Here is a 25811-nt window from a genome sequence, read left to right as displayed (position 1 = left end):
CTATACTTAAAGTGACCCACTTTATTTTGGAGGTTCTTGTTTATGACAACTTACCATTTCATTGGTATCAAAGGAACAGGAATGAGTTCGCTTGCACAGATTCTTCATGATTCTGGTGAGAAGGTTCAAGGATCAGACGTTGAGAAACGATTCTTTACACAAGACGCATTAGAAGCAAAAAATATAGAAATCATGCCTTTTACAAGAAACAACATCAAGGAAGGCCTCACGATCATTGCAGGGAATGCATTCGGCGAAGATCATGAAGAAATACAGGAGGCAAAGGCCCAGGGGCTGCCGTTCTATCGGTACCACGATTTCCTTGGGGAATGGATCGGGAAATATACGAGCATCGCTGTTACAGGCGCGCATGGTAAGACGTCCACAACCGGTCTGCTTGCCCACGTGCTTACAGAAAATTATCCCACTTCCTACTTGATCGGTGACGGGACTGGAAGAGGGCACGAGGAAAGTAAATATTTCGCATTTGAAGCCTGTGAGTACCGCAGACACTTCTTATCCTATGAGCCTGATTATGCCATCATGACAAACATCGACTTTGATCATCCTGATTATTTCACCAGCATTGAAGACGTGTTTCAAGCGTTCCAGCAAATGGCTAAACAAGTCAAGAAAGGAATCATTGCCTGTGGAGATGATGAACACCTTCAGCATATCCAGGCAAACGTTCCTGTCCTCTATTATGGACTTGCTGATACGAATGATTTTCAAGCTCAGAATATTCAGGAAAGTGCAGAAGGCACGACCTTTGATGTGTTTGTCAGAAACAACTACTACGACACATTCACCATTCCGCAGTTTGGAAATCATACCGTATTAAATGCACTTAGTGTCATTGCACTCTGTCATTATGAAGATATGCAGCCGGAACAGATCAAGAAGCTGGCGACATTCGGCGGAGTGAAGCGCCGCTTCCAAGAAAAGCAGTGGAATAGGCAGGTTCTCGTCGATGATTATGCGCATCATCCGATTGAAATCAATGCTACGATCGAATCGGCCAGAAAGAAATACGGAGAACGCCCGGTCGTCGCGATTTTCCAGCCGCATACGTTCACACGTACAAAGACGTTCTTGAACGAATTCGCGGACAGCCTGAAGGAAGCAGACCATGTATTTCTTTGTGATATTTTTGGATCTGCCAGAGAGAATGAGGGCAAATTGTCCATCACTGATTTGCAGGAATTGATTCCAGGAGCAAAAACGTTGCAGCTTGATGAAACACAGCAGCTTAAAGAATATGAAGACGGGGTTCTTCTATTCATGGGTGCTGGGGATATTCAGAAGTTCCAGGAAGCTTACGAGCAGGAAACGAAGTGATAAAAACGTGCGGCGTTCCATGAAAGCCGCACGTTTTTTACATAAAATATAAATAAAAAAGGAATTTTCGGTTATGATATCGAATATGTCCAATTAACGTAACCTTCACGTTTACCTGTATACGCTTTAGGGTATATACGGGACTGTGTCGATTACATAAGAAGGAGTGTGCAGGGGGAATGATTATTATTCTTTACATTGCTGCGTTGATTGCAGCAGTTGCATTTGCCGTTCTTGTCATATTCTTAGCGAGAACGCTGACAGCTGTTCGCAGGACGATGAACAACGTGGCTGACACCCTTGAAGGGGTAGAGAAGCAGATGGAAGGCATCACCATGGAGACGACTGCCTTATTGAATAAAACAAATAAGTTGGCGGAAGACGTCGGTGAGAAATCCCAGAAGCTGAATACGCTTGTTGACGGTGTTAAAGGTATCGGCGACACGGTGCAGGAATTCAACCATTCGATCCGTTCCTTCTCCAAAGGTTTGAACAAATCTGCAAATGAGAATACGGATTCGGCGGCTCAAGCCATGAAGTGGGGGCATGTAGCCATCAATTTGTGGAAGAAAGCCAAGAAAGAGGATCTTAAATCTTAAAGGAGGAATTGATGATGAATCAAAACAAATCACAAAGCAACGGAAGCGGCAAAGACTTCGTACTGGGCTCACTGATCGGGGGGCTTGTCGGTGCGGCTGTCGCCTTACTTCTTGCTCCGAAATCCGGACGTGAATTGCGCGAGGACATCAATCATAGCTCTAGCGAGTGGAGAGAACGTGCCGGCGAATGGAAAGACGTCGCCTATGAGAAAAGTGGAGAGTGGAAAGACCGCGCTGTCCAGACATCCTCTACACTTTCCAAGTCTGTGTCGGAAAGATCACAGGAACTTGGTGGTAAAGTGAAGGATAAAGTGAAGGGTCTGCGTACCAGTGAAGAAGATGAAGCGGAAAGAGCAGCTCAGGAAGTGGCGGAAGCTATTGAAGAAGCTGCAAAAGAACTGGAGAAACAGCAGGATTCTGCTACATCTACCAACCTATAATAAGGAGACGATGGGTGCGGGGAACCGCTCCCATCGTTTTTATTTCAGGAGGTCGTAAACACATGGAAGAGAACATCATTGAGACAATGGACGAGTTTGAGAAGATTCGAAAAGAAGCGGGTTCCTTCTTTTTGTTGAAGCATAGTTTGACCTGTCCGATCAGTGCAAATGCGAAGGGACAATATGACAGGTTCGCAGAAAGATCCGAGTACCCATGTTATACCTTATACGTGCAGACGGCGCGGCCGTTATCCAACTATGTAGCGGAGCAGTTCTCCATCCGCCACCAGTCTCCCCAAGCTATCTTTTTTAAAGAAGGAGAAGCCGTTTGGGATGCCAGCCATGGGTCGATCACCGAGGAACGCCTGTCCCACGCATAAAAGTATTCAAGAACGTGCCATAAATCACCGGCGCGTTCTTTTTATGGGTATTTTCGGACGGTCCTATCCAGGTAAAATCCAACTTTTTCTACAAATATCAAGTGAAAGCCCTTAATGGGGGTGACAATAGTGAAAAAGTCAGCTATAATTGCCCTTAATTATTATATTAAATTACAAATTATTTTAAAATTCATGCTAGGGGGAGAAAGAAATGAGTAATCAAAATCTTGATCAGCTGCGTAGTCAATTAGACGACGTTAATTTGCAGCTTCTGAATTTAATCAATAAACGCGGTGATCTGGTAAAGGAAATTGGCCAGATTAAAGAACAGCAGGGCATGAACCGCTTTGATCCAGTGAGGGAAAGAGCGATGCTCGACCAACTCTCCCAACATAATGACGGACCGTTCGAAGATTCCACGGTCGTTCATCTATTCAAAGAAATCTTTAAAGCGGCACTGGAGCTTCAGGAAGACGATCACCGGAAAGCGCTGCTTGTATCCCGTAAGAAAAAGCCGGAAGATACAATTGTAACGATCAATGGAGAAAAAATCGGTGATGGCAACCCGCATTTCATTATGGGGCCATGTGCGGTTGAAAGTTACGAGCAAGTATCGGAAGTAGCGAAGGCTGTTAAAGACCAAGGATTGAAACTTCTTCGCGGCGGAGCATTCAAACCGAGGACGTCGCCATACGATTTCCAGGGTCTTGGTATAGAAGGTCTGAAGATTCTTAAGCAGGCCGCTTCCGAGCAGGGCTTGGCTGTCGTCAGTGAAATCGTCAATCCGGGAGACTTGGAAGAGGCGCTTGACTACCTTGATGTGATTCAAATCGGTGCACGAAACATGCAGAACTTCGAATTATTGAAAGCGGCGGGTTCTGTCAATAAACCGGTTCTTCTAAAACGCGGTCTTTCCGCTACCATTTCTGAATTCATCAACGCAGCCGAATACATTATCTCAAGAGGGAACGAAAACATCATCCTATGTGAGCGCGGAATCCGAACGTATGAGAAAGCGACGAGAAACACGCTTGATATCTCGGCCGTTCCAATTCTGAAGCAGGAGACACACCTTCCTGTCATGGTCGATGTTACGCACTCCACAGGCAGAAGAGACTTGCTTCTTCCGACAGCGAAAGCGGCCTTGGCGATCGGGGCAGACGGAGTGATGGCCGAAGTTCACCCGGACCCGGCTGTTGCACTTTCCGATTCAGCCCAGCAGATGGATATTCCTACTTTCCGTACCTTCATGGAAGAGTTAACCAAATAAGCTTTTCTGAGAAGTTAGGCTGATCGTTCAGCCTGGCTTCTTTTTTTTGAGATAAATAAAAAAGAACTTTTGCAGCAAATGTGCAATTCGTTATAATGTTAAGGGTACAATATTTGTAGAAAGTACACGAATATTGCGCAGGTAAGCGATTTATCGTATGATTGTTCTATTGAATAAATGGATCGAAGGGATTTCATAAGGAGGAAGCAAGATGAATGTAACGATATATGACGTAGCGAGAGAAGCCAATGTTTCCATGGCGACCGTATCACGGGTGGTCAATGGAAATCCGAATGTTAAGCCGGCAACAAGAAAGAAAGTACATGAAGCGATCGAACGTCTGGGCTATCGTCCGAACGCAGTAGCCCGTGGACTAGCAAGTAAGAAAACGACGACGGTCGGAGTTATCATTCCTGATATTTCCAGTATTTTCTTTGCCGAGCTTGCGCGTGGAATCGAAGATATTGCCACTATGTACAACTATAATATTATTTTGAGTAATTCCGATCAAAACAAGGATAAGGAACTTAACCTCATCAACGCTATGCTCGGAAAGCAAGTGGACGGCCTGATTTTCATGGGCGGTAATATTACAGAAGATCATATCCGTGAATTCAAGACGTCTTCTGTACCGATTACGTTGGCTGCGACGGTCGATGAATCGATGGAAACTCCAGCTGTCAACATCAATTATGAAGAAGCTGCCTATGATGCAACCAAATTACTGTTAAGCCACGATCACGATCGTGTCGCATTTATCTCTGGGCCGGAAGAGACTATCATTAATACGCAGAAACTGGAAGGGTACAAGCGCGCCATGAAGGAAAGCGGAGCTGACAAAGCGGAAGATCTTATTATCACGGGGGATTACTCCTATGATTCCGGACTGGAAGCAGTCGATCAAATGATGGAAATGGACAATCATCCGACAGCGGTTTTTGTCTCCTCTGATGAAATGGCTCTTGGAGTGATTCACGGTGCTCAGGACAAAGGACTTCGTGTACCGGAAGATATGGAGATCTTTGGCTTTGATAACACGCGCCTTGCTACAATGGTCCGTCCGACGCTCTCCACCGTTGTTCAGCCGATGTATGATATCGGTGCCGTTGCTATGCGCCTGTTGACGAAACTAATGAATAAAGAAGAAGTGGAAGAGCAGAACGTCATTTTGCCACACCGAATTATTGAAAGAAACTCAACTCAGTCGAAATAGTACCGATATTAAAAGTATTACGGTACTTTTTCCGAACTGAGGAGAGATTGGCATGACAAAAAAAGATTTAATGACTCCGATCGGAATTACTATTGGATTCATCATGGTAATGTTCGGTATTATGTCCAGTGCAGGATTCAGCGGGGTCACATCATTTATACAAGCTTCTTCCATCATCATCGTTATCGGCGGTTTGATCGCTGCGTTAATGGTCAACTTTAACGTAGGTGAGGTGAAACTCACCTTCCGTGTGATGAAAGAGGCATTTAAACAGCATGATAGGAACCTGAGGGAACTGATCAGCTTATTTGTTCGATTATCAGAAAGGGCGCGACGAGAAGGACTGCTTGCGTTGGAAGCAGAGCTCGACGAAGTGGATGATCCTTTCATTAAGAAAGGCATTCTTCTTGCTGTGGACGGAATCGAGCCTGAGGTCATCACAGATATCATGAAGGCCGAAATCAATGCAGTGGAGGAGCGCCATTATCGAGGTCGGGCAATCATTGAGAAGGCGGGGGAGTATGCTCCTGCCTGGGGAATGATCGGGACTCTGATCGGTCTTGTACTCATGCTGCAGAGCCTGTCCAATCCTGCAACACTCGGGCCTCAGATGGCCGTTGCCTTATTGACCACTTTTTATGGAACACTGTTGTCGAATCTTGTGTTTATCCCAATGGCTGGAAAGCTGGAAAACCGTACGGATCAGGAGCTCTTCATGAAACAGGTGGTTATTGAAGGCGTCATTGGAGTACAGTCCGGGCAAAATCCGAAAGTACTGGAAGAAAAGCTGAGCGCTTTTCTTTCTGACGAGGACAAGCGTTATGTAGAAGAAGAGAAGCAGGCGGAATCTATGGGAGAAGCTGCTAATGAAGCGTAACAGGAAGAAGAAGCAGGGGGGAGCCCCCCAGTGGATGACTACATATGCAGACATGATTACATTAATCCTTGTCTTCTTCGTCCTGCTTTTTTCCATGTCGCAGATCAACCTCGTCAAATTCGAAGCGCTTGCGGAATCATTCCGTAATCGGATGATCTTCGACTTCTATCCGTCGGCAGTGGAGAATGACTACCCGACGGAACAGGCGAAAGCGCAGGAAAATGGAGAAAAGAACAATGAGTACGAACTGCCTGATAATGATAAAGAACAGGACAAGGAAGAGAAGAAGGATGCCGAAACGGAAGACCTGGAAGAATTGAAAGCAGAAGTGGATGAGTATATAGAAGAGAATGAACTAGGTGATATCATATCCGCTACTCAGACAGAGCGGGGGGTGGTACTCGTTTTGGAAGAACAACTGCTGTTCGAGACGAGTAGTGCCGAGGTGCTGGATGGCGCCAAGCCGTTTCTTTCGAAGGTTGGTACGCTGCTTGACAACATTCCGAACTTTGTCAAAGTCGAGGGGCATACGGATAACAGACAAATTTCTTCCTTCCGTTACCCTTCCAATTGGGAACTCTCCGGAGCGAGAGCCAGCAGTGTGATACGGTACCTGCTGGATCAAACCGAGACGCTGGATCCGAAGAGGTTCACTGCGGTCGCCTATGGAGAAACGAGGCCGATTGCTCCGAATGATTCAGAGGCGAACTGGAGTAAGAACCGCCGTGTCGAAATTGTCATACTGGATCCTGAATATGAAGGCAGTTATTGACTTCCCGGGCCGCTACTTTTGTAGTGGCTTTTTGTTTTTATAATGGCATCCGACTGACCATCCGCCCCTTGCATCTGAAGAAGTCATCTTCAGCAAGCGGAACGGTTTTGCATCCCTTATGTAAGATAGAGCTTATCCCTATGTATCCATGGGGTTTTATCCGCATTAATTTTCTTTCGGGCTCAAGTTTCCCGGCATCCAGAAGAAAGGCCCCTATTAATAATTAGGGGCCTTTCTTGTTCCTTCTAGGATGGATTGTATTTTTTCTGGTTATGAATGAGCTGTAACATTTTGTCAAGCAGCTTGGCATTTTTTTCGGTGATTTCCTGTTTGCGCGGAATCGGCTTGTATCCGCCGTCAGGATCGTGCCAAGTGTAAGGCAGGGAAACGGGAGCTTTCTTCTGCCATTGGGTGACCCACGCTTCCGGGATGTCCCCGTGAAAGGGCTGTCCCTCCTGCATGATCCGCCATAACTGGGACCATGCTCGTGGAACAACACGCCAAATATCGTAGCCTCCTCCGCCAAGGGCAATCCACTTCCCGTCGCAAAATTCATGTGCGAGCTCATGGGCCAGCTTTGGAATGGTTTCATAGGTTTTCATCGTTGAACATAAATGCGTAAGAGGGTCGAGGAAATGGGCGTCTGCCCCATTCTGCGTAACAATGACGTCTGGTCGGAAGTAATCAACAATTTCTCTGAAAGCGGATTCATAATTAGTTAAGAATGATTCGTCTTCTGTGAAAGCATCGATGGGTAGGTTAAAGGAGTAACCGTATCCTTCCTTCAGTCCGCGTTCGTTCACATTCCCTGTGCCTGGAAACAGGTACCGCCCCGTTTCATGGATCGAGAACGTACACACATTTGGATCGTCGTAAAAAGCCCACTGCACCCCATCTCCGTGGTGGGCGTCGGTATCGACATACAGCACTTTGCAATCGTATTTTTGACGCAGGTACTTAATGCCGACAGCTCCGTCATTATAAATGCAAAAGCCGGAAGCTTTCCGCTCAAAGCCGTGATGGAGACCGCCTCCAAGGTTCAAAGCGTGCTGGACCCGTCCTTCCATAACAGCGTCGATGGCGGACAAAGTACTTCCAACCAACAGGCGGGAGGCGTCGTGCATTCCCTGGAAAATAGGTGTGTCCTCTGTGCCTATGCCGTATTCCAAACCCTCTTCATCTCCGAGTCTTCCTTCACCGGCTTTCTTGACAGCCTGTATATAGGATTTACTGTGCGCGAGCGCCAGCTCTTCTTCTGTAGCCATCCGCGGTTGGATAATATCCGTTGATTTCAATGCATCCATGTTCTCCAACAGATCCTTGGTCATAACCACCCGTAATTGATTGAAGGGATGGTCCTCACGGAAATGGTAGGTAGTGAAATCGTCCGAATACACAAATCCGGCATGGCAGCTCATACAGACATCCCCGGTAATTTAGGCCACAGGACATCGTAGCCTTCTTTCGTCAAATCTTCGATGGTTGGAAGGGGATTCATCGTCTGGATGCGGACGACAACTACTTTATAAGAAGAGTCGGGCTTATACGGATAAATCAGGACGGAACTGATGTTCACTTTTCGCTTTCCGAATACCGCCATCACCTGCGGCAGGATCCCAGGCTTGTTGATGACTTTAATCTCTATTTGGGAGCTTTGCACATTCGTACCGGTCAGTTGAATCATTGTATACAGCATGTCTTTTTCTGTGACAATGCCTACGAGCTTATCATCTCTCGTTACAGGAACACAAGCGATCTCCTGCTCATAAAAGATGGAGGCCGTCTCTTCGACGAAATCAAGGGGGTGAACCGTCGTTACCGGTGATGTCATGATTGTATGGATCGGCTTCTTCCATTCCTGGGGATTGCTGTCTTCGTCGAAAATGGAAGGACTGGCATCGCGGACATCGCGATCTGACACAATGCCGATCACCTTATTCTCTTCGTCCACAATTGGAAGATGGCGGATATGATGCTGATGGAGCAGTTTCATCGCCTTTTCAATCGTTTCGGAAGGGGGGAGCGTAATAACCTCTTTTTTCATAATTTCTTCTACTAACATACAGCTACCTCCTCATCTGGCGGTATTGATGTCTTGCTAAGAAACGGAGACGATCGAAGGCTTCTATAGAAGCTTCGGGAACGTTCCTTCCTACCTTTACCATTAAACAATTGGCCGGGTGGGAAATGATCTCGGGATCGTCGGTCGGGGCGGGGGTCAAACCTCCTGCGGCCATCATCTTTTCCATCACTTTTCGGTAGTCCCAAATATTGAGGCCGGTTCCTTTTAAATCCCAGTGCCAGTAATATTCGGTACTGATGATGATGTAGTTCTCCATATACGAGTCCATCATGGAAACTTTAAGCAGTCGGGAGCCAACCCTGTAACCTCGAAAGGAGGGGATGACTTCGATCGCACCCAGTTCTATCAGGTCCTCCATGCCACCTTCCGACCAGCGTTCCAGAGGATCGGGGTGAAGGTATGTAACATACCCGACGATGATGTCGTTGTGTCTGGCAATGATGATTCGGCCTTCGTCAAAATCTGCGATTTCTTTGACTGCTTCAAACTGCTTCTGAGCGGGGCGGAAAGCGGTCAGCTGTTCGTGGAAGGTATAGGACGACAAGTCCAGAGAAGAAAGGGGGCCTTCCACGATCACGGGACCTTCCTCCGTATCGATCGTTTCACGATAATAGGTTTTTTCATGGTTCATTCCGTCACCACCTGAAAAATTAATAGAATCTTGTTGTCTTCATTATACATGAAAAGTATAACTTTTAAATTGGAAACCAAAAAGGGAGCTCTCCTCCTATGGAGAGAGCTCCCTTTTCGTTCCATATCCTTATTCTTCCGGTGTCTCTTCCTCCTGATTCTCTTCTGGAGGAGCATCTTCTGTTTCTTCTTGTGTTTCTTCGTCCGAAGCAGCTTCTTCCGTGTTCTCCGAATCTGCTTCAGCCGGTGATTCTTCGGATGAATCATTCTCTTCCTGCTCAGCAGGTTCTTCGTTCTGCGGTTCACTCTCTTCGGTTTCCTGCTTCGGCTCCGGCTCTGGTTCCGCGCCGGGGTTTCCAACGGTTACCGGAGAAGATAGGGAGGACTCTTGTCCGAAATAATCCACTGCCTTCACGGCGTAGACGCCGTCTCCGGAAAATTTATAGGAGGTGGAAGCTGTGCTTCCGATGAGAGAAAAGGATCCGCCGGGGGAGGCAGCGGTGTAAACACGGTACCCCACGACATCGCTGCTTCCGGAAGCCTGCCAGTTCAGGGTTGATCCACTTACGGAAACGGACCTGGGCGCACTTGGCGCCTTCCCGTCGTTATCAATCGAGGATTTCGTCGAACCGATGGCATCGGAAGACGGAAGCCCGACTTTGGTCCATTTAGCGTTATTCGGAATCAATGCCCGTAATACGGCAGGGCTTGTGTATCCATTCTCCTTCAAAAATTCCGGGCTGAGTGTGACTCCGCCGCCGTCAAGAATGAACTCTTTTGGAGTATTCGGTCCAGCTTGAACCAAATTGCCTTTCACGCGGACGAAATTCCCGCTCACGAGGCTGTCGTCTGTTTTCGTCGGTGCGTAGTCTGCATCATAAAGATCAGAGGCAGCGAGTCCGACGGAAGAACAAAGATCAGAGGCGAGAAGGCCAGATGTTGCGCAATAGGATCTCGTTACAAGTCCGCCCGGGCTTTGGAAGTTATCTTTCGGAATCATCAGCTCCGGATCGACTTCCGAAGCGGCGTTGACGACGTCGGCCCATAATCCTTGCGTCCGCTGGTTGTAATTCATCCCCTGCATGTTGCCTTCAGCAAATCCTGTCCACATGCCCACGGTTACGTTCGGATTGGTCGCGACAAACCACGAGTCTTTTGTCGCCTGGGAAGTACCCGTTTTACCGGCCCAGTCAACGCCACGGTTCTGTATCAATCCTTTGACGCGTGATCCGGTACCGTAGTCGAGGACATCGCGCATGACGTCGATCGTCAGGTAAGCGGCCTGCGGGCTGAAGACGTCGGTTTCCTGCTTCTTATGCTGATAAATGACGTCGCCGTCTTTTTTCTCTATTTTTTCGATCATATAGGCATCTACGAATTTACCCATGTTTCCGAACGTGGCATAGGCGTTGACGTTGTCTTCGACGGTGATGCCATGTGTAAGTCCACCAAGGGCCATGGACTCGTTGCTGTAGTCTCCTTCAGCCAAGTGCTCTTTCATACCCATTTTATCTAAGTAATTCTTCACCGGGTTTATATTTCTTATTTCGTTGTATTGCTTGACAGCTGGTACGTTATAAGACTGGGCAAGTGCATACCTTGCTGAAACAAAGCCTTTATGCCCACGGGAGAAGTTCCGTACCTCTTTACCCGGCTGATCTCTATAGGTGTATGGTACATCGGCAATGACGGAGCCGGGCTGGGCGGCTCCCGTGTCGAAACTTGGACCATAAACAAGAAGAGGTTTCATCGTACTACCGTTCGATCTCCGTGCCTGGGTGGCGTGATTATAAGGGTTCTCATCGAAATCATAGCCGCCGATGAAGCCGTAAATCTTCCCGGTTGAATTTTCGATGATGATGCTTCCGAGCTGTAAAGGGCTGTCTATCTTGTACGGCTCTCCTTTTTCGTTATAGACCGTCTTTTTTCCCCAAGGCCAATTGGATTTTGTGTATGCATCCCGTACTTTTTGCATAGATTCATAGACTTCTTTGTCAATCGTCGTATGAATCTTGTACCCGCCCGAGCTCAGCTCGCGTTCCGCAAGCTCTTCATATTCCTGGGCAAGTGCTTCGTCTTCCTTCAAATCTTTCTCTGTATGGCCGTTCTGTTTCAACAGATAATCTTTAATTTTCTCTTTTGCCCGCTTCTGAATTTCCTGGTTGATGGCAGGATAGGCGCTGTTGGCTGTTGTCTTAGGTTCGGTCAATGTCTCCCCACTTATTTCGAAAGCCATCGCCTTGTCGTATTCCTCTTTGGTGATATATCCACCGTCAAGCATCCGCTCGAGCACTTCATGCATCCGGTTGATGCCGGGTTGAAGCAGCTCTTCTTCTTTAATCGATCCATCATTATAAAACGGTGTATACGCGAAAGGGGATTGCGGCATCCCGGCAATATAAGCGGACTGGGCGAGCGACAGTTCATCCGCGTTAATGCCGAATATACCTTGAGCAGCTGTCTGGATGCCCGCGATGTTCTGCCCGTTTGCATTTCTTCCGAACGGGACAATGTTCAGATAGGCCTCCAGGATGTCGTCCTTATTCATAAATTTCTCCAGGCGCAGAGCGAGTACCATTTCCTTTGCTTTCCGCTCGAAGGAAACTTCGTTCGTCAGGATCTGGTTTTTCACAAGCTGCTGGGTCAATGTACTTCCACCGGTTTTGACAGAGGAATTAGTCACTTCCTGGACGATCGCGCGCATGACAGATTTTGGGACAACTCCTTTATGTAGGTTGAAGTTTTCGTCCTCTGTTGCAATGATCGCGTTCTTCAAATGATCGCTGACTTGATCGAGGGAGACTTCTTCTCTATACAAATCGGAGCTGACATCACCGATTTCCGACTCATCGTTAAATAACATCGTCGAGGTTTCGGCATAGTTATAAATCGTATCCGTCATGTCGGCCTTGCTTCTCAACGGCTCGTCTTTGACGAGAGAAGCGAAATAGCCGGCACCGACGCCTCCTGCGAAGAATAAGCCGACGACACCGATGATGATGAAGAACAGGATGACGTTCCAAACGACATCATAAGTGATCCTGGTCTTCTTCTGGATGGCTCCTTCTTCCCACAGGGTACGGAAACTCTTTCTATTTCGACCTTTCTTTGGGTTATCAGACATAATAATACCTCCTAAAAAATCCACCCATATTATAACACACCCCGTCATCTTAGGACATCATTCGCTCGAAGGTGCAGTTGCATTTTTCATGACGATATGATAAAAATAGAGAACATAGTTGAATAGAAGCGCGTGGAACGATTGAAGTAAACAGCAAGTCCCTGCTGCAGAGAGCTGACGGTCGGTGGAAGTCAGTGCATACTTGTTTGTTGAATTACGATCCGGAGCATCTCCTGGTGTGAATCAGGAGACGGTGAAAAGCCGTTATGGATACAAGTGGCACAGCTGTTGTTGTGCAACAAGGGTGGTACCGCGATAAGACCTCGTCCCTTTTTTGGGGAGAGGTCTTTTTTGTGTTTTCCGACGTAAGCGCCCCACGCAGCCACAGTAGGAGAATGGAGGAGACACTATGGATTTGTTACAGGATTTACAAAACCGTGGACTGATCAATCAGATTACGGATGAAGAAGGTTTGAAAAAGCATTTGGAAGAGAAACAGGTGACGTTGTACACCGGGTTTGACCCGACAGCTGATTCCCTTCATATCGGTCACCTGCTTCCGATCTTGACGCTGAAGCGATTCCAGCAGGCGGGACACCGCCCAATCGCTCTTGTCGGTGGGGGGACAGGTATGATCGGAGACCCGAGCGGTCGTTCGACAGAGCGTCAATTGAACAGTGAGGAAGTCGTTCTCGGTTACAGCGAATCTATTAAAAATCAGCTTGCGAAGATTCTTAACTTTGATGAAGGGGAGAACGCAGCTGTTGCTCGCAACAATCATGAATGGCTTGCTCAAATTTCCATTATTGATTTCCTTCGTGACACAGGGAAGCATTTCGGAATCAACTACATGCTTGCCAAAGATTCCGTAGAGTCCAGAATCGAAAACGGCATCAGTTTCACGGAGTTCACCTACATGATACTGCAATCTCTTGACTTTAAAGTGCTTCATGAGAAAGAGAATGTCACATTACAGGTCGGAGGCAGCGATCAGTGGGGCAACATTACTGCAGGACTGGAACTGCTCCGTCGTACAGCTGCCGGAGAGAAGGAGATAGAAGCTTACGGATTGACGATTCCGCTGATGACAAAGGCGGACGGGACGAAGTTCGGGAAGACGGCTGGTGGAGCTGTTTGGCTGGATCCGAAGAAAACGAGCCCTTACGAGTTTTACCAGTTCTGGATCAACAGTGATGATCGCGATGTAATCCGTTTCTTGAAATCTTTCACTTTCCTGTCTATGGATGAAATTGCAGAACTGGAGAAAGAAGTGCAGGAGCACCCGGAGAAGCGCACGGCACAGCGGCGCCTAGCAGAAGAAGTGACGAAGCTCGTCCATGACGAAGAGGCATTGAAGCAGGCGGAGCGTATTACCGAAGCTTTGTTCAGCGGAGATATCAAAGCGTTGACTGGTACAGAAATCGAGCAGGGGTTCAAGGATGTACCTGCCTACACTTCTGAGGTTAAAGATCCGCAGCTTCTTGATTTGCTTGTGGATGCGGGCATCGCTTCTTCCAAGCGTCAGGCACGTGAAGATATCGGTAACGGTGCGATTTATATCAATGGAGAGCGTAACCAGGATTTGAAGCATGCGATCGGGGAAGCGGATCGTATCGAAGACAAATTTACGATTATCCGCCGCGGGAAGAAGAAATATTTCTTAATCCGTTTCGAAGGATAAATGATGAAACTCCCGGCCGTCAGGTCGGGAGTTTTTTCACTAAAAGGCGGGGAGTTTAGGGTATAAAAAAGAGCAGCGCCGGAAATCCGGTGCTGCTCTTTTTGGTATCCGTTAATCTATTAACGGGAGTAGAATTCAACGATAAGTGCTTCGTTGATTTCAGAAGGAAGCTCAGAACGCTCAGGGAAGCGAGTGTAAGTTCCTTCACGCTTGTCCGCGTCGAAAGTAAGATATTCTGGTACGAAGTTGTTCACTTCGATAGCCTCTTCGACAACGTTAAGCTTTTGAGATTTTTCGCGAAGTGTGATCACTTGACCAGGAGCTACGCGGTAAGATGGGATATCAACGCGACCACCATCAACAACAACGTGACCGTGAGTTACAAGCTGACGCGCTTGGTTGCGTGTACGAGCAAGACCGAGACGGTACACAAGGTTATCTAAACGGGATTCAAGAAGGATCATGAAGTTTTCACCGTGGATCCCTTTCATGTTACCAGCCTCTTCGAACATGCGGCGGAATTGACGCTCAGTCAAGCCGTACATGAAACGAAGCTTCTGCTTCTCTTGAAGTTGAAGACCGTATTCAGATATTTTTCTACGTTGGTTTGGACCGTGTTGTCCAGGAGCGTAAGGGCGCTTTTCTAGCTCCTTACCAGTTCCGCTTAAAGAAATGCCATAGCGACGTGATTTTTTCCAGGTTGGACCTGTATATCGTGCCATAGGAATTTCCTCCTTTTTTATTTTATTTTGCATAAAATAAAAACAGTGTGTCCCTCGTTCCACTGCTCATTATGTTTTCATGCACCTTCGCCCCAGCAGCAGAGAGTTACGCGATGCACCTCGTAGTAGAGGAACAAAATGATAACAATGACGGTTCACATAGGCTGCCATTTATTTTACACAACGACCATTATAATTTTATTTCGACAGGAAGTCAAGAGGATATCGCTGAATTACGGACCGTATGAGGAGAGATTTATGCGAGGATAGGGAAACATTTGAAATTTGCGCACTCAAACTATTTATTGTGATAAAAGTAGTGGTAAAATATAACTAATACATTCGGAGGAAGTAAGGTGAACTTAAATGATAATTGATTCACAGTTGGATGATCAATTGATTCCGTTGCAGAGCCGGTTGTTTCAAATGGCCGTTGCTGGTAAAGCCAAAACCTTTGAGCGGTTTGTCCAGGCAATGGCTGGAGAGATGAAACGATTTTTGCGTGCGGATTATGGAGCAATTTATTATTGGGATGACTGGAAAGGCCGTTATCGCCTTCATGTAGAACCGAATGCAGAGCCGCTTGCGATACGAACGGATTTTTCCAAGGAAGAGGTGGAAGATGAGGACGGACAAATGAAATCCAGGGAATTTCTTGCGGAATGGGTTGTATCCGAACCGGAGTTTTCCTTCTCCATCATTCCTTTGCAAACAGAAGATCACCTCCATGGTTTTATCGTAATCGGAGTGCGGGGGGCTGGAATGCCGGAACGGAAACGGGAAGAGCGGTTGTCCGGAGAGGTGCTGAAATGCCTGAAGCAGGTCGAGGATTACTATGAGGTTTATGAAGAACGTTGTAAATACGAACTGCTGTATAAAGTAACCTCCCATTTTCATTCTTCCATTGACACGGACGGAGTTCTCAGTGAGATTGTCGCTACCCTGCGTAAAGTATATCCGGAATTCTCTTATAACCTGCTGCTTTCCCAGGATTATACGACCAAGTCCGACCTTCCCGTACAGGAACTGCGTTACGATAAGGAAGCCGGTTCAGAGGCAAGCACGCAGGCGTATCTGACTGGCGAACTTCAAATAGAAGACCGGCTGCAGGAGGGACGTTCTTTTCTTTATGCTCCCCTGAAGGGCAAGCAGGGGGTGTATGGAGTGCTGCAGGTAGCAGCTCCTGACTATCTGTATTTTCCAAAGAAAGACATTGAATTCTTTTTATTGATTGCAAATACGGCAGGGAACGCTCTGGAGAATGCGAAGCTTTATCAACAGTCACGTAAGCTGAATAATGACTTGAAATTAATCAACGCCACCTCCAAAAAATTGAATTCCAATATCCGATTGAATGAGAAAATCTCTTATATATCAGAAGAAATTGAATCCTCTTTCCAGGCGGATGAAGTGGGATTTGCTACTTTCCTTGAAGGGGGAGGCTATCAGGTGCTTGAGGGCAGTTCCAGCTATTTTACCATGAATGACCCGCAGGATTTCCTTGAGGAAGTCGAACGTGTCATGGTGGAAGAGAGTGGTCCTTTATTCATCAGTGATGTAACAACGATGAACACCCCCATTTCCTCAGATTTCCGATCAGTAATGGCTGTTCCGATGACAGACCATGATCACATCAGCGGGCTCGCCGTCGTCATGCACAGGGAACCATGTATATTTTCTTTCGAGTCGTTCAAACTGTTGAAATCGCTTGTCCATCATTCCACACTAGCTTTTGCGAATTCTATTCTTCGGGAAGAACTGGAGCAGACGGTCGTTACGGATTATTTAACGAAATTAAGTTCAAGAATCCACTTGGACCAAAAAGTAGCAGCACATATAGAGAAGGATGACAGCGGACACTTCCTTTTATTTGACATTGACGATTTTAAAGCGGTTAACGATACCTACGGCCATCAGATCGGGGATGAGGTGATCTGTCAAGTGGCGAGAATCATTAAGCGCTGCACAGCTGACGTCGGTGTGGCTGCCAGATGGGGCGGAGAAGAGTTGGCTTTGTATGTTCCGGATTTGACTGCTCAGGAAGCCTATGATTATGCAGAAACGATCAGAGTGGAAGTGGAAGAGCATACGCGTCCATCCGTGACGGTTTCGTGCGGAATTGCTTCGTGGAAGAAAAGCGGTCAAGCTCCTGGGCAGAAGCAGTTAGTCCAAGTAGCCGATGCTGCTTTGTATAAGGGGAAGGAAATGGGGAAAAACGTGATCATTCATCAGCATATCCAACCATGATACAAAGAAAAGCCGCCTGTTACGGCGGCTTTTCTTCTTATTCATTAAAGGAACTGTTGAAGTGTTTCAACAAAGTTTGTTAACTTCTCTTCGTCCACTTCATCAAATCTGTCTTCAGACGGGCTGTCTATATCAAGGACCCCATAGACCTCCCCATCTTTGTAAATAGGAACAACGATCTCAGAACGGGAGGCGGCATCACAAGCGATATGACCAGGGAAAGCATGGACGTCAGCGATTCGCTGCACTTTGCCTTCGGATACAGCAGTCCCGCAGACCCCTTTGGCCGCCGGAATTCTGACACAGGCAGGAAGGCCTTGGAACGGCCCTAATACAAGTTGGTCCTCTTTCCACAGGTAAAATCCAACCCAGTTCACATCCTCAAGGAATTGGTTGAGAAGAGAAGAAGCATTGGCTAAGTTGGCAATTGCGTCGGATTCATCCTCAATTAATGCTTTTAATTGTTTGTTTAATAGATCATAATTTTCCTGCTTCGTTCCAGTGTACATAGATGTTTGAAACACAATATTACCTCCATATTCAATAGATTCGACAAAATCAAGGAGCGATCTGTCGGGATTTGGTGCACGATTACCGGCAGGAATAACCACAAAGGTGGAGAATTTATTCCCAGAGGGGGAAAAGCAATGAACCGACAGAATGTAACTCGTGACAAAGTCTTAGATGTCGCTTGCCGTCTTTTCTACAGCAACGGTTTCCATGGCACCTCTGTACGCGATATAGCCAAGGCGGCCGATGTCAATGTCTCGTTAATCCATTATTACTTCAAAAGTAAACAAGGTCTCTTTGAATCTCTCGCCGTCAGTTATTTCGAACCTTACTTGGAAATGCTGGAAAGCGAGCAGCCCTCTGCTGCTGAGAATAACATGAATGAATTAGTGAAAAAAATTCTACATTATAAGCAATCCCATTATCAACTATCTTGTTTGCTGTACAGAGAATTATCGTTGAATACTGTATTTGCACGGGAGATGCTTGTGACGTATCTTGCGAAGGAAAATCATTTGTTCAGCCAGCTTTTATTCAGCAAGAGCTCACAAATGGACATCACTTTTAAGGAAAAAATCTGCCTCCTTCAGTGGAAGGGTTTATTAAATGCTCCCTTTATGATGCCGCAGGAGTTTAAAGACCCGTTCATTACAGAAGCTTCTATCGACCACTTCGTCCGTGTGTATAGTGAGCTTATGGAAGAACGTAAGTCCGTCCAGATGATCTCTAACGTGTAAGAAGCTGGGTTGAAATGTCCGACAGTCCCTGGCCGAGAGCAGTGGCTTGGTGTGCGTCAGATCCATATATAAGAGGTATTCCCATAGCATAGGCCTTTCTTGCGATCTCCACCGGCGGATAGGTCTCTTTGCAATGGGCCTTTTTCAACCCGGCGCCGTTATAGTCAAGCGTCATGGCGCAATCTTTAACAGCATGTAGAACGTGGGAAGACAGAGTTTCCCATCCTTCAGGGGCGGGATACAGCTCCTGAAACTTTTTCACCAACGTCATATGACCGATTCGTCCGGGCTTCCATGGCCCTAAATCAGCCCTTACAGAATCAATCAAACGCTGGTTGTATGCCGCATACAGCTGTTGGAGATCTCCAAAGTCCTTAACGGCTTCTTGAAACATTTCCGGACTGTAATCAATACAGTACCAACCTTGACTGCCTTTGAGGAAGTGGACGGATAATATGCTGTCATCGAGAGAAGGCCCGTACGTATCCAGCAGAGCTGTCGTTTCTGACTCATGCCCTTTTATATAATCGATTTCCAGCCCCTTTTGCACCAGTATATCTCCACTGTATTCATTTTTCACTACATCAACCGCATGTAAATAGGCCTCTAAATCTTCCAATTTCATACCGCTGTCTTTTTCCGGAACAGGATCCTGGAAGGTAGCGGGGAGAGGGGCGTGTTCCGTGAATGTCATGGATTGATAGCCTAGTTCGATTGCCTGCTCCACGTACATTTTTAAGCTGTCAGATGTACCGTGAGGGCAGTAAGGGGAGTGAATATGTCCATCTTTCATAAGTGGTTTCTCCTTTGTGATAGAATTTTTTGTCAATAAGTAGATATTTTTGAAATAATTTAGCCAAAAAGTTGATTTACATGGTATCATTATAAACAATAAAAACATATATCGGAACGTAATTAATCCGTTGTACAGTCAGGGTAAGGAGGCTATTTATGAAGTTCGTCATAGGGGCTATATTACTACTAGTGGCATTTTTCATCATAGGGATGATCTGGCGGAAAAGAGTCTATGATGAAGTAGATCGCCTGGAGAGTTGGAAGATGGAAATCATGAACCGTCGAGTGAGCGAAGAGTTGTCCAAGGTTAAGAACTTGAACCTCTCCGGTGAAACGCAGGAGAAGTTCGAAGCGTGGCGCGAGCGCTGGGATCGGATCCTCACCGTAGAACTGCCAAGCTTGGAAGAAGACCTTTTTGATGCCGAGGAAGCTGCTGACCGCTATCGGTATAGAAAAGTGAAAACGACCATTCAGCAGACGGAGAGGAAGCTGATCTCTGTCGAGGAAGATATCGACGGTATGCTGCAGGAACTGGAAAATCTCCTTGACTCAGAGAAACAGAGCAGGCAGGAGATTGAAGCGATTGAACCGGAATTAAAAGAGCTGACGAAAATCCTGATTCAAAACAGGCACCAGTACGGAAAGGCTGTACGGATCTTTGAAGAGCGTGTCGATGCTCTTAAAGAAAAATTAGCTGAGTTCGAGCGTTTAACGGAACAAGGGAATTATTTGGAGGCAAACGCTCTCGTGCAAAGTGCGCGTGAAGAGATTTCCGCACTTCAGGAAGATGTTGAATCCTTCCCGGATCGTTTTAAGAAGGTAAAGACGGAACTTCCGGGGCAGTTGAAAGAATTGAAGAGTGGAATGGAAGATATGAAAGCCGATGGATATCGAATTGAACATTTCGATTTTCTCCCGGAAGTCCACGACTATGAGAGCCTTCTCGCGGACAAGTTAGTGAAAATGGAGCAAGCAGACCAGTCAGGTGTAGAAGAAACGGTTGTAGAGATAGAATCAAGAATTCAAGAGATGTATCAGCTTTTGGAAAGTGAAGCGGTAGCACATCATCATGTAGAGAAGCAGTTCCTTCCCCTTAAAAATCAGCTGGAAGACCTCGAACGAGTCATCGTTTCCACCGAAAGTGAGCTGGATGAGATGCAGACAACTTACCAGCTGGAAGATGGAGATACGGAAACATATCGCGGGCTGAAGCATGCTTTTAGTCAGCTTGCTAAGAAGATGATGAGCATTGATTATAAGAGGGATGACGGGGAAACAGCTTTCGTTGAACTTCGTGATGAGTTGAAGCAGGTTCAGGAGCAGTTGAAGGAGTTGAAAGAGCAGCATGAATCCTTTGATGAACGGGTCCAAACGCTTCGTAAAGATGAACGTGAGGCGAAGCAGAAACTCGGCAGGATGGAAGATCTGCTCCTGGAGACACATCGACGCTTGAAGCGGAGCAATATACCTGGAATACCGACGTCTATTTATGCAGATATGAAGGCTGCAAGTGAGAAGATCGATGAGGTCTTTCTGAATCTTGAACAACAGCCGTTGGATATGCCGCTCGTTCTTGAGAAGCTGGAGGAGGCAGTCCAGATGACAGAACGATTAAATGAAGATGCCGAGTCGGTGATGGAGAAAGCTGCATTGGCTGAACGTGTGATTCAATACGGCAACCGCTACAGAAGCAAATACCCGCTCCTCGCTGCCAAGCTGCTGGAAGCGGAGGAGAAGTTCCGAACGTATCATTACGAAGAAGCTTTGAACGAGGCTGCGAGAGCAGTGAAAGAGGTCGATCCTCAGGCAATGGCTAAAATCGACGCGGAAGAAGAAGTGATGGTTTAGGATGTGGAGCCTATGAAAGAGAAGTGGTTGGCTGCCGGACTGGGCGCCGGAATGTGCCTCGTTTGGTTCGGTGTTCTGGCTGTTTATCTTTGGATGCCTGAAAGCGCAGATGATAGGACAGCGAGCAATCACAGCATGCATGCACCGCAAATGAAGGATAAAGCGGTCAGCTCTCAAGAGCTTGCCCGGCGGTATGTAAGTTCCGGCGAGGAGGCGGTCGAGCACAACACCGTTCTCGGAAAACAGATGCTCACGAAAGAGTGGACAGAAGATATGCAGAAAGACGGTAAGGTCAGTATCGATACAGTATTGAACTCATTGGAACTGCAAGTTTCTGTTGCAGATAACAGTTGACGAAGCACCTGCTGAAGCGGGTGCTTTTATTTTGTGGTGATGGGATGATACGGTGCAGCGGTTTTCATTACCCTGAGATTATGGTACAATTATGGACTGCAATTTGATAAAAAGGAGTCAATTCCCATGATTTATTTAGACAATAGCGCGACTACTCATCCACTGCCGGATGTATTGGATAGTTATCGGAAAGTAGCAGATCAATACTACGCTAATCCGTCCTCTGTCCACCGTTTTGGTAGTGAAACCGAACGTCTGCTCCATCATTCCAGGAAGCAGGCCGCTTCTCTCCTGGGAATAGGGGAGAACGAAGTTGTTTTCACTTCAGGCGGCACGGAAGGCAACAATATGGCGGTCAAAGGTATAGCGCTTCAACACCAGGCTCGTGGAAGACACCTGGTCACTTCGAAGGTTGAACACCCTTCTGTATTGGAAGCATTCCGTTCCTTGGAATCTTTGGGTTTTGACGTTACTTATATAAATGTAGGGCGGGACGGGAAGGTTAACGTGCAGGAACTGAAAGAGAGCCTGCGGTCCGATACAATTCTAGTCAGTATTATGTCTGTGAACAATGAGCTTGGAACAGTGCAGCCGATAAAAGAAATAGGAGCCTTGCTTAAGGATCGTCCGAAAACGTTCTTCCACGTCGATCATGTTCAGGGGCTGGGCAAGGTAGATATGCCTATACAGCAATGGGGGATTGACCTTTGTACGGTTTCCGGACATAAGATCCATGGTTTGAAAGGGACCGGTGCCCTTGTGGTGAGGAGTCATGTCACTCTCTTTCCACTCCTCCATGGTGGGAGTCAGGAGGTGGAATTCCGGGCTGGAACCGAGAACCTTCCAGGAATCGTATCCTTTGTAAAGGCATTAAGATTGTTGATGGAAGACCGGGACAGTAAATCGGAACGGCTTTCCTTGTTGAGAACGAAGATCGTTAATGAGCTCTCCAAAAGGGATGACTGCAAGGTGAATTCCCCGGAGGATGGTGCTCCACACATTATTAATTTTTCCATCCCGGGATTCAAGCCGGAAGTAGTGATCCATGCTCTCGGCGAACAGGATATATTTATATCCACTAAGTCAGCCTGTTCTTCCAAGCAGCCGGACGTTAGTGCGGTGTTAAAAGCGTGCAACATGGATTATGAACGGACGACATCGGCTTTACGGGTAAGTTTAAGTTATTTGAATACATTGCAGGAAGTGGAAACGTTTTTGACAGCATTATTTACTACGATAGATAAATTAAAAGCAACGATGAGGTGAGCATCCATGAACTTTGATCGGATTATGATTCGGTACGGAGAGATGGCGTTAAAAGGAAAGAACAAGCGGGCATTTGAACAGAAGCTCCAAAGGAATTTAATCAGCAAGTTGAAAGATTTTCGTGTGACTAGAATAGAGAAGACGCAGGGGCGTATGTATGTTCTATTGAACGGTGCTGACCCCCAGGAAGTGATGCAGGCCTGTCAACAGGTCTTCGGCATCCACAGCTTAAGTTTCGCCGTGAAAGTCGAGAAGGATGAAGAACAGTTAAAAGAAGCTGTCCTCCTTGCTTTCCAAGATGCAGAAAATGCGAGTACATTCAAGATCTCATCCAAAAGGACGGATAAGACCTTTCCGATTCCCTCTCAGGAGCTTAATCCGCTCCTGGGTGGTCATATTCTAAGAAATACAGAAGGTGTCACCGTGGATGTGCGAGACCCGGATGTGGATATTAAAGTAGAAGTCCGCCATGAAGGAGCGTATATTACAGCCCAGGTGTATCCTGGGGCTGGAGGTTTGCCTGTAGGAACGACAGGGAAAAGTTTGTTGATGCTGTCTGGAGGAATTGACAGCCCGGTTTCCGGGTACCTGACGATGAAGCGTGGAGTAGCTATCGACGCGATTCATTTCCACTCCCCTCCATATACCAGTGATCGAGCTAAACAAAAGGTGATTGAACTTGCACAGGAACTATCCAAATTCGGGACAAACATCAAGATACATGTGATTCCTTTCACTGCTATCCAACAGAAAATTCAACGCGAGATGCCACAAGGATACAGTATGACAATCATGCGTAGAATGATGATGCGGATCAGTGAGAGGGTGGCCGAGCAGAATAATATTCTTTCTATCACGACAGGAGAGAGTCTTGGTCAGGTCGCGAGTCAGACGATGGAGAGCATGAGTGCTATTAATGAGGTGACGAATTATCCTGTTATTCGTCCGCTCGTAGCGATGGACAAACTCGAAATCATAGACATTGCACGAAAAATAGGCACGTATGATATCTCCATCCGTCCATTTGAAGATTGTTGTACCGTCTTTGTACCGAAAGCACCAAAGACGAAACCGAATCGCCAGAAGGCGAATTATTATGAATCGAATGTCGACTTCACAGAAGATATTGAGAAAGCTCTCACCGAGTCTTATGTCATAGATACAGCTCAATATAAGCATGAGGAATTGGAAGAATTCGATGAACTATTTTGACCTCTGCACCTTCCCCCGCTTCTGTAAAGCGGGGGTTATTATAAGGGGGGAGTTCTCGTTTTCTTCCGGGACGATATAGATAGTAATAGAACAGGAGGAGTGATCTGATGGAACTTTGGTATGGTGGGAAAATCTATACGATGGAACAAGAAGGCGAATGGGTGGAAGCCGTTATTAGTCATAATGGCGTTATCGTTGCAGCTGGCGATACGCAGGATCTTTATGGATCGTATCAAGACAAGATTGAGACAGAGCACGATTTGAAAGGTGCGGTTATGTATCCTGGATTCACGGACAGCCACCTTCATATTATCGGTCACGGGGAAAGATTAATGCGGCTTGATCTTTCATTTATGAAGTCGGCGGAAGAAGTGAAGCAAGCGTTGAAGCTTCACTCGGAGCAGGTACCGGCAGGAGAATGGATCATCGGTGATGGTTGGAACGAAAACCAGTGGGAAGACAAACGAATTATACATAGAGACGAGCTGGATGAGGTTTCTTCGGATCACCCGATCATGTTAACGCGTGTTTGCAGGCATGCGTTACTTGCTAATTCGTATGCCATGGATACGGCCGGCGTCGATGACAAGACTCCTGATCCTCAGGGGGGTGTCATCGTCCGGGATGAGGACGGAAAGGCGACCGGGTATTTTCACGATCAAGCGCAGGAGCTGATTAAAGGAGCTATGCCTGCAGTCAGCCCTGAATATTTAAAGAAGGCAACACAGCTTGCTGTAAGTGATATGCATGCGAATGGTCTGGTTGGTGGTCACAGTGAAGATTTGAACTATTACGGAGGCTTCCGTAAAACGTTCGATGCTTTCCTTCACGTTATCGATGGGGAGGAAACAAAATTCCGCGCTCACCTGCTTATTCATCACGGCGTCATTGAACAGGTGGATGAAGAGAATCTCGGCTTTAAAAAAGGGACAGACTTCGTGGAGCTCGGTGCGTTGAAGATCTTTTCAGACGGTGCTCTCGGTGGCAGAACGGCATGGCTCAAGGAAGAGTACGCAGATGATCCCGGAAATTACGGAGTAGCCATCCATTCGGAACAAGAGTTGGATGGATTGGTGGCAGAAGCAAGAAAGCGGTCCATGCCTGTTGCCGTTCACGCTATCGGGGACGGAGCTGTGGAAGCTGTAGTCGACGCTATTGCGCGTAACCCGCTGAAGACAGGAGAAAGAGATCGGATTATCCATGCTCAAATTTTAGATGCTGCAATCATTGAGAAGATGAAGTCATTGAATGTCGTCCTTGATTTACAACCGACTTTCGTTTCCTCGGATTTTCCGTGGGTGATCGATCGTCTTGGAAACCTGCGTATGAAGACTTCGTATGCTTGGAAGACCTTGATTGATGCAGGAATCAAATGTGCCGGCGGCTCGGATGCACCGATTGAAGAGATCAACCCCTTGCTTGGGATTCGAGCAGCAGTGGATCGCCGCGCGACTTATGATCACGAGGTTTATCAAACCGAAGAAAGGCTATCTGTATATGAAGCGGTCTCTTTATATACGAAGGGCAGTGCCCAGGCCATTCATAAAGAAAATAGTCAGGGAATGATTGCGAAGGGTTTTGTAGCGGATTTCACCATTCTTGATAGAGACCTGTTCGCATTGAAACCACATGAGTTGGCGGACGCGAACGTAATGATGACGGTCGTTGACGGGGAGATCATGTATCAAAGGTGACGAAAAAAATCGACAGATA

General features: G+C 46.8%; 23 protein-coding genes and 1 other annotated feature. Of the genes, 16 read left to right on the top strand and 7 right to left on the bottom strand.

Annotated features, from left to right (window positions below; all coding sequences use genetic code 11):
* The first annotated feature begins 42 nt into the window (after positions 1–42).
* The 8 genes from murC (at position 43) to motS (ending at position 6889) form a co-directional block, all read left to right on the top strand.
* On the top strand, positions 43–1338 hold the full coding sequence (murC, locus tag M662_RS13450; protein ID WP_008635445.1) for a UDP-N-acetylmuramate--L-alanine ligase: 1296 nt from the start codon (positions 43–45) through the stop codon (positions 1336–1338).
* A 179-nt stretch (positions 1339–1517) separates the two neighbouring features.
* Positions 1518–1937, top strand: coding sequence for a DUF948 domain-containing protein (locus M662_RS13445; RefSeq protein WP_008635444.1), 420 nt, complete (start codon positions 1518–1520; stop codon positions 1935–1937).
* A gap of 11 nt (positions 1938–1948) precedes the next feature.
* Complete coding sequence (locus tag M662_RS13440; protein WP_064503479.1) at positions 1949–2377, top strand: YtxH domain-containing protein; 429 nt, start codon at positions 1949–1951, stop codon at positions 2375–2377.
* Between the two features lie 62 nt (positions 2378–2439).
* A complete protein-coding gene (gene ytxJ / locus M662_RS13435) occupies positions 2440–2757 on the top strand; it encodes a bacillithiol system redox-active protein YtxJ (protein WP_008635442.1) in 318 nt (105 codons plus the stop codon).
* Between the two features lie 211 nt (positions 2758–2968).
* Positions 2969–4027 (top strand): bifunctional 3-deoxy-7-phosphoheptulonate synthase/chorismate mutase, encoded by a 1059-nt coding sequence (locus tag M662_RS13430; protein WP_026577088.1) that lies wholly within the window; start codon positions 2969–2971, stop codon positions 4025–4027.
* Between the two features lie 211 nt (positions 4028–4238).
* Entirely contained in the window at positions 4239–5240 is a 1002-nt protein-coding gene (gene ccpA, locus M662_RS13425; protein ID WP_008635440.1) for a catabolite control protein A, read from the top strand.
* Between the two features lie 52 nt (positions 5241–5292).
* Positions 5293–6117 carry a flagellar motor protein MotP gene (motP, locus tag M662_RS13420; protein WP_008635438.1) on the top strand — a complete coding sequence of 275 codons (825 nt, stop codon included), beginning with the start codon at positions 5293–5295 and terminating at the stop codon, positions 6115–6117.
* Complete coding sequence (gene motS, locus M662_RS13415) at positions 6107–6889, top strand: flagellar motor protein MotS (protein ID WP_026577089.1); 783 nt, start codon at positions 6107–6109, stop codon at positions 6887–6889. Before motP ends, motS begins: the two co-directional genes overlap by 11 nt.
* Positions 6890–7134: 245 nt before the next feature.
* On the opposite strand, the gene M662_RS13410 is transcribed toward motS, so the two are convergent.
* From M662_RS13410 to M662_RS13395, 4 genes are all read right to left on the bottom strand, one after another.
* Complete coding sequence (locus M662_RS13410) at positions 7135–8307, bottom strand: acetoin utilization protein AcuC (protein WP_026577090.1); 1173 nt, start codon at positions 8305–8307, stop codon at positions 7135–7137.
* A complete protein-coding gene (locus M662_RS13405) occupies positions 8304–8951 on the bottom strand; it encodes an acetoin utilization AcuB family protein (RefSeq protein WP_026577091.1) in 648 nt (215 codons plus the stop codon). The genes M662_RS13410 and M662_RS13405 overlap by 4 nt, the downstream gene beginning before the upstream one ends.
* A gap of 4 nt (positions 8952–8955) precedes the next feature.
* Complete coding sequence (locus M662_RS13400; protein ID WP_008635429.1) at positions 8956–9603, bottom strand: GNAT family N-acetyltransferase; 648 nt, start codon at positions 9601–9603, stop codon at positions 8956–8958.
* Positions 9604–9732: 129 nt separating this feature from the next.
* Positions 9733–12726: a transglycosylase domain-containing protein gene (locus M662_RS13395; protein ID WP_026577092.1), complete on the bottom strand. Its 2994-nt coding sequence runs from the start codon at positions 12724–12726 to the stop codon at positions 9733–9735.
* 124 nt (positions 12727–12850) lie between these two features.
* Positions 12851–13060 (top strand) — a binding site (T-box leader).
* A 75-nt stretch (positions 13061–13135) separates the two neighbouring features.
* Between M662_RS13395 and tyrS the strand changes: the two genes are divergently transcribed.
* The gene (gene tyrS, locus M662_RS13390) at positions 13136–14407 is read left to right on the top strand and encodes a tyrosine--tRNA ligase (RefSeq protein ID WP_008635421.1); all 1272 of its coding nucleotides are present in this window, start codon (positions 13136–13138) and stop codon (positions 14405–14407) included.
* Between the two features lie 119 nt (positions 14408–14526).
* Here the strand turns inward: tyrS and rpsD are convergent, their stop codons facing one another.
* Positions 14527–15129 carry a 30S ribosomal protein S4 gene (gene rpsD, locus M662_RS13385; RefSeq protein ID WP_008635420.1) on the bottom strand — a complete coding sequence of 201 codons (603 nt, stop codon included), beginning with the start codon at positions 15127–15129 and terminating at the stop codon, positions 14527–14529.
* A 366-nt stretch (positions 15130–15495) separates the two neighbouring features.
* Between rpsD and M662_RS13380 the strand changes: the two genes are divergently transcribed.
* Positions 15496–17376 carry a sensor domain-containing diguanylate cyclase gene (locus tag M662_RS13380; protein WP_026577093.1) on the top strand — a complete coding sequence of 627 codons (1881 nt, stop codon included), beginning with the start codon at positions 15496–15498 and terminating at the stop codon, positions 17374–17376.
* Positions 17377–17420: 44 nt separating this feature from the next.
* Here the strand turns inward: M662_RS13380 and M662_RS13375 are convergent, their stop codons facing one another.
* The gene (locus M662_RS13375; RefSeq protein WP_008635418.1) at positions 17421–17900 is read right to left on the bottom strand and encodes a GAF domain-containing protein; all 480 of its coding nucleotides are present in this window, start codon (positions 17898–17900) and stop codon (positions 17421–17423) included.
* Between the two features lie 123 nt (positions 17901–18023).
* On the opposite strand from M662_RS13375, the gene refZ reads away from it, so the two are divergent.
* Positions 18024–18623, top strand: coding sequence for a forespore capture DNA-binding protein RefZ (gene refZ, locus M662_RS13370; RefSeq protein ID WP_026577094.1), 600 nt, complete (start codon positions 18024–18026; stop codon positions 18621–18623).
* Here refZ and hisJ read toward each other — a convergent pair.
* Positions 18613–19416, bottom strand: coding sequence for a histidinol-phosphatase HisJ (gene hisJ / locus M662_RS13365; protein ID WP_026577095.1), 804 nt, complete (start codon positions 19414–19416; stop codon positions 18613–18615). The genes refZ and hisJ overlap by 11 nt on opposite strands.
* A gap of 158 nt (positions 19417–19574) precedes the next feature.
* On the opposite strand from hisJ, the gene ezrA reads away from it, so the two are divergent.
* From ezrA to M662_RS13340, 5 genes are all read left to right on the top strand, one after another.
* Entirely contained in the window at positions 19575–21266 is a 1692-nt protein-coding gene (gene ezrA, locus M662_RS13360; protein WP_008635401.1) for a septation ring formation regulator EzrA, read from the top strand.
* 12 nt (positions 21267–21278) lie between these two features.
* Entirely contained in the window at positions 21279–21620 is a 342-nt protein-coding gene (locus tag M662_RS13355; RefSeq protein ID WP_008635400.1) for a hypothetical protein, read from the top strand.
* Between the two features lie 126 nt (positions 21621–21746).
* Entirely contained in the window at positions 21747–22886 is a 1140-nt protein-coding gene (locus tag M662_RS13350) for a cysteine desulfurase family protein (RefSeq protein WP_008635399.1), read from the top strand.
* A gap of 6 nt (positions 22887–22892) precedes the next feature.
* Positions 22893–24098, top strand: coding sequence for a tRNA uracil 4-sulfurtransferase ThiI (thiI, locus tag M662_RS13345; protein WP_008635398.1), 1206 nt, complete (start codon positions 22893–22895; stop codon positions 24096–24098).
* Positions 24099–24205: 107 nt separating this feature from the next.
* Positions 24206–25792, top strand: a complete 1587-nt coding sequence (locus tag M662_RS13340; RefSeq protein WP_026577096.1) for an amidohydrolase — start codon at positions 24206–24208, stop codon at positions 25790–25792.
* Positions 25793–25811: the final 19 nt, after the last annotated feature.

This window comes from Bacillus sp. SB49 (assembly GCF_000469135.2).
In the GTDB taxonomy this organism is placed as follows: Bacteria; Bacillota; Bacilli; order Bacillales; family Halobacillaceae; genus Halobacillus.
Note: the sequence above shows the minus strand (reverse complement) of the source record. Positions and strands in the feature narration are given on the sequence as shown.

Coding starts and splice junctions, on each gene's coding strand:
- murC (WP_008635445.1), top strand. CDS start 43: ATGACAACTTACCATTTCATTGGTATCAAAGGAACAGGAATGAGTTCG.
- M662_RS13445 (WP_008635444.1), top strand. CDS start 1,518: ATGATTATTATTCTTTACATTGCTGCGTTGATTGCAGCAGTTGCATTT.
- M662_RS13440 (WP_064503479.1), top strand. CDS start 1,949: ATGATGAATCAAAACAAATCACAAAGCAACGGAAGCGGCAAAGACTTC.
- ytxJ (WP_008635442.1), top strand. CDS start 2,440: ATGGAAGAGAACATCATTGAGACAATGGACGAGTTTGAGAAGATTCGA.
- M662_RS13430 (WP_026577088.1), top strand. CDS start 2,969: ATGAGTAATCAAAATCTTGATCAGCTGCGTAGTCAATTAGACGACGTT.
- ccpA (WP_008635440.1), top strand. CDS start 4,239: ATGAATGTAACGATATATGACGTAGCGAGAGAAGCCAATGTTTCCATG.
- motP (WP_008635438.1), top strand. CDS start 5,293: ATGACAAAAAAAGATTTAATGACTCCGATCGGAATTACTATTGGATTC.
- motS (WP_026577089.1), top strand. CDS start 6,107: ATGAAGCGTAACAGGAAGAAGAAGCAGGGGGGAGCCCCCCAGTGGATG.
- M662_RS13410 (WP_026577090.1), bottom strand. CDS start 8,307: ATGAGCTGCCATGCCGGATTTGTGTATTCGGACGATTTCACTACCTAC.
- M662_RS13405 (WP_026577091.1), bottom strand. CDS start 8,951: ATGTTAGTAGAAGAAATTATGAAAAAAGAGGTTATTACGCTCCCCCCT.
- M662_RS13400 (WP_008635429.1), bottom strand. CDS start 9,603: ATGAACCATGAAAAAACCTATTATCGTGAAACGATCGATACGGAGGAA.
- M662_RS13395 (WP_026577092.1), bottom strand. CDS start 12,726: ATGTCTGATAACCCAAAGAAAGGTCGAAATAGAAAGAGTTTCCGTACC.
- tyrS (WP_008635421.1), top strand. CDS start 13,136: ATGGATTTGTTACAGGATTTACAAAACCGTGGACTGATCAATCAGATT.
- rpsD (WP_008635420.1), bottom strand. CDS start 15,129: ATGGCACGATATACAGGTCCAACCTGGAAAAAATCACGTCGCTATGGC.
- M662_RS13380 (WP_026577093.1), top strand. CDS start 15,496: ATGATAATTGATTCACAGTTGGATGATCAATTGATTCCGTTGCAGAGC.
- refZ (WP_026577094.1), top strand. CDS start 18,024: ATGAACCGACAGAATGTAACTCGTGACAAAGTCTTAGATGTCGCTTGC.
- hisJ (WP_026577095.1), bottom strand. CDS start 19,416: ATGAAAGATGGACATATTCACTCCCCTTACTGCCCTCACGGTACATCT.
- ezrA (WP_008635401.1), top strand. CDS start 19,575: ATGAAGTTCGTCATAGGGGCTATATTACTACTAGTGGCATTTTTCATC.
- M662_RS13355 (WP_008635400.1), top strand. CDS start 21,279: ATGAAAGAGAAGTGGTTGGCTGCCGGACTGGGCGCCGGAATGTGCCTC.
- M662_RS13350 (WP_008635399.1), top strand. CDS start 21,747: ATGATTTATTTAGACAATAGCGCGACTACTCATCCACTGCCGGATGTA.
- thiI (WP_008635398.1), top strand. CDS start 22,893: ATGAACTTTGATCGGATTATGATTCGGTACGGAGAGATGGCGTTAAAA.
- M662_RS13340 (WP_026577096.1), top strand. CDS start 24,206: ATGGAACTTTGGTATGGTGGGAAAATCTATACGATGGAACAAGAAGGC.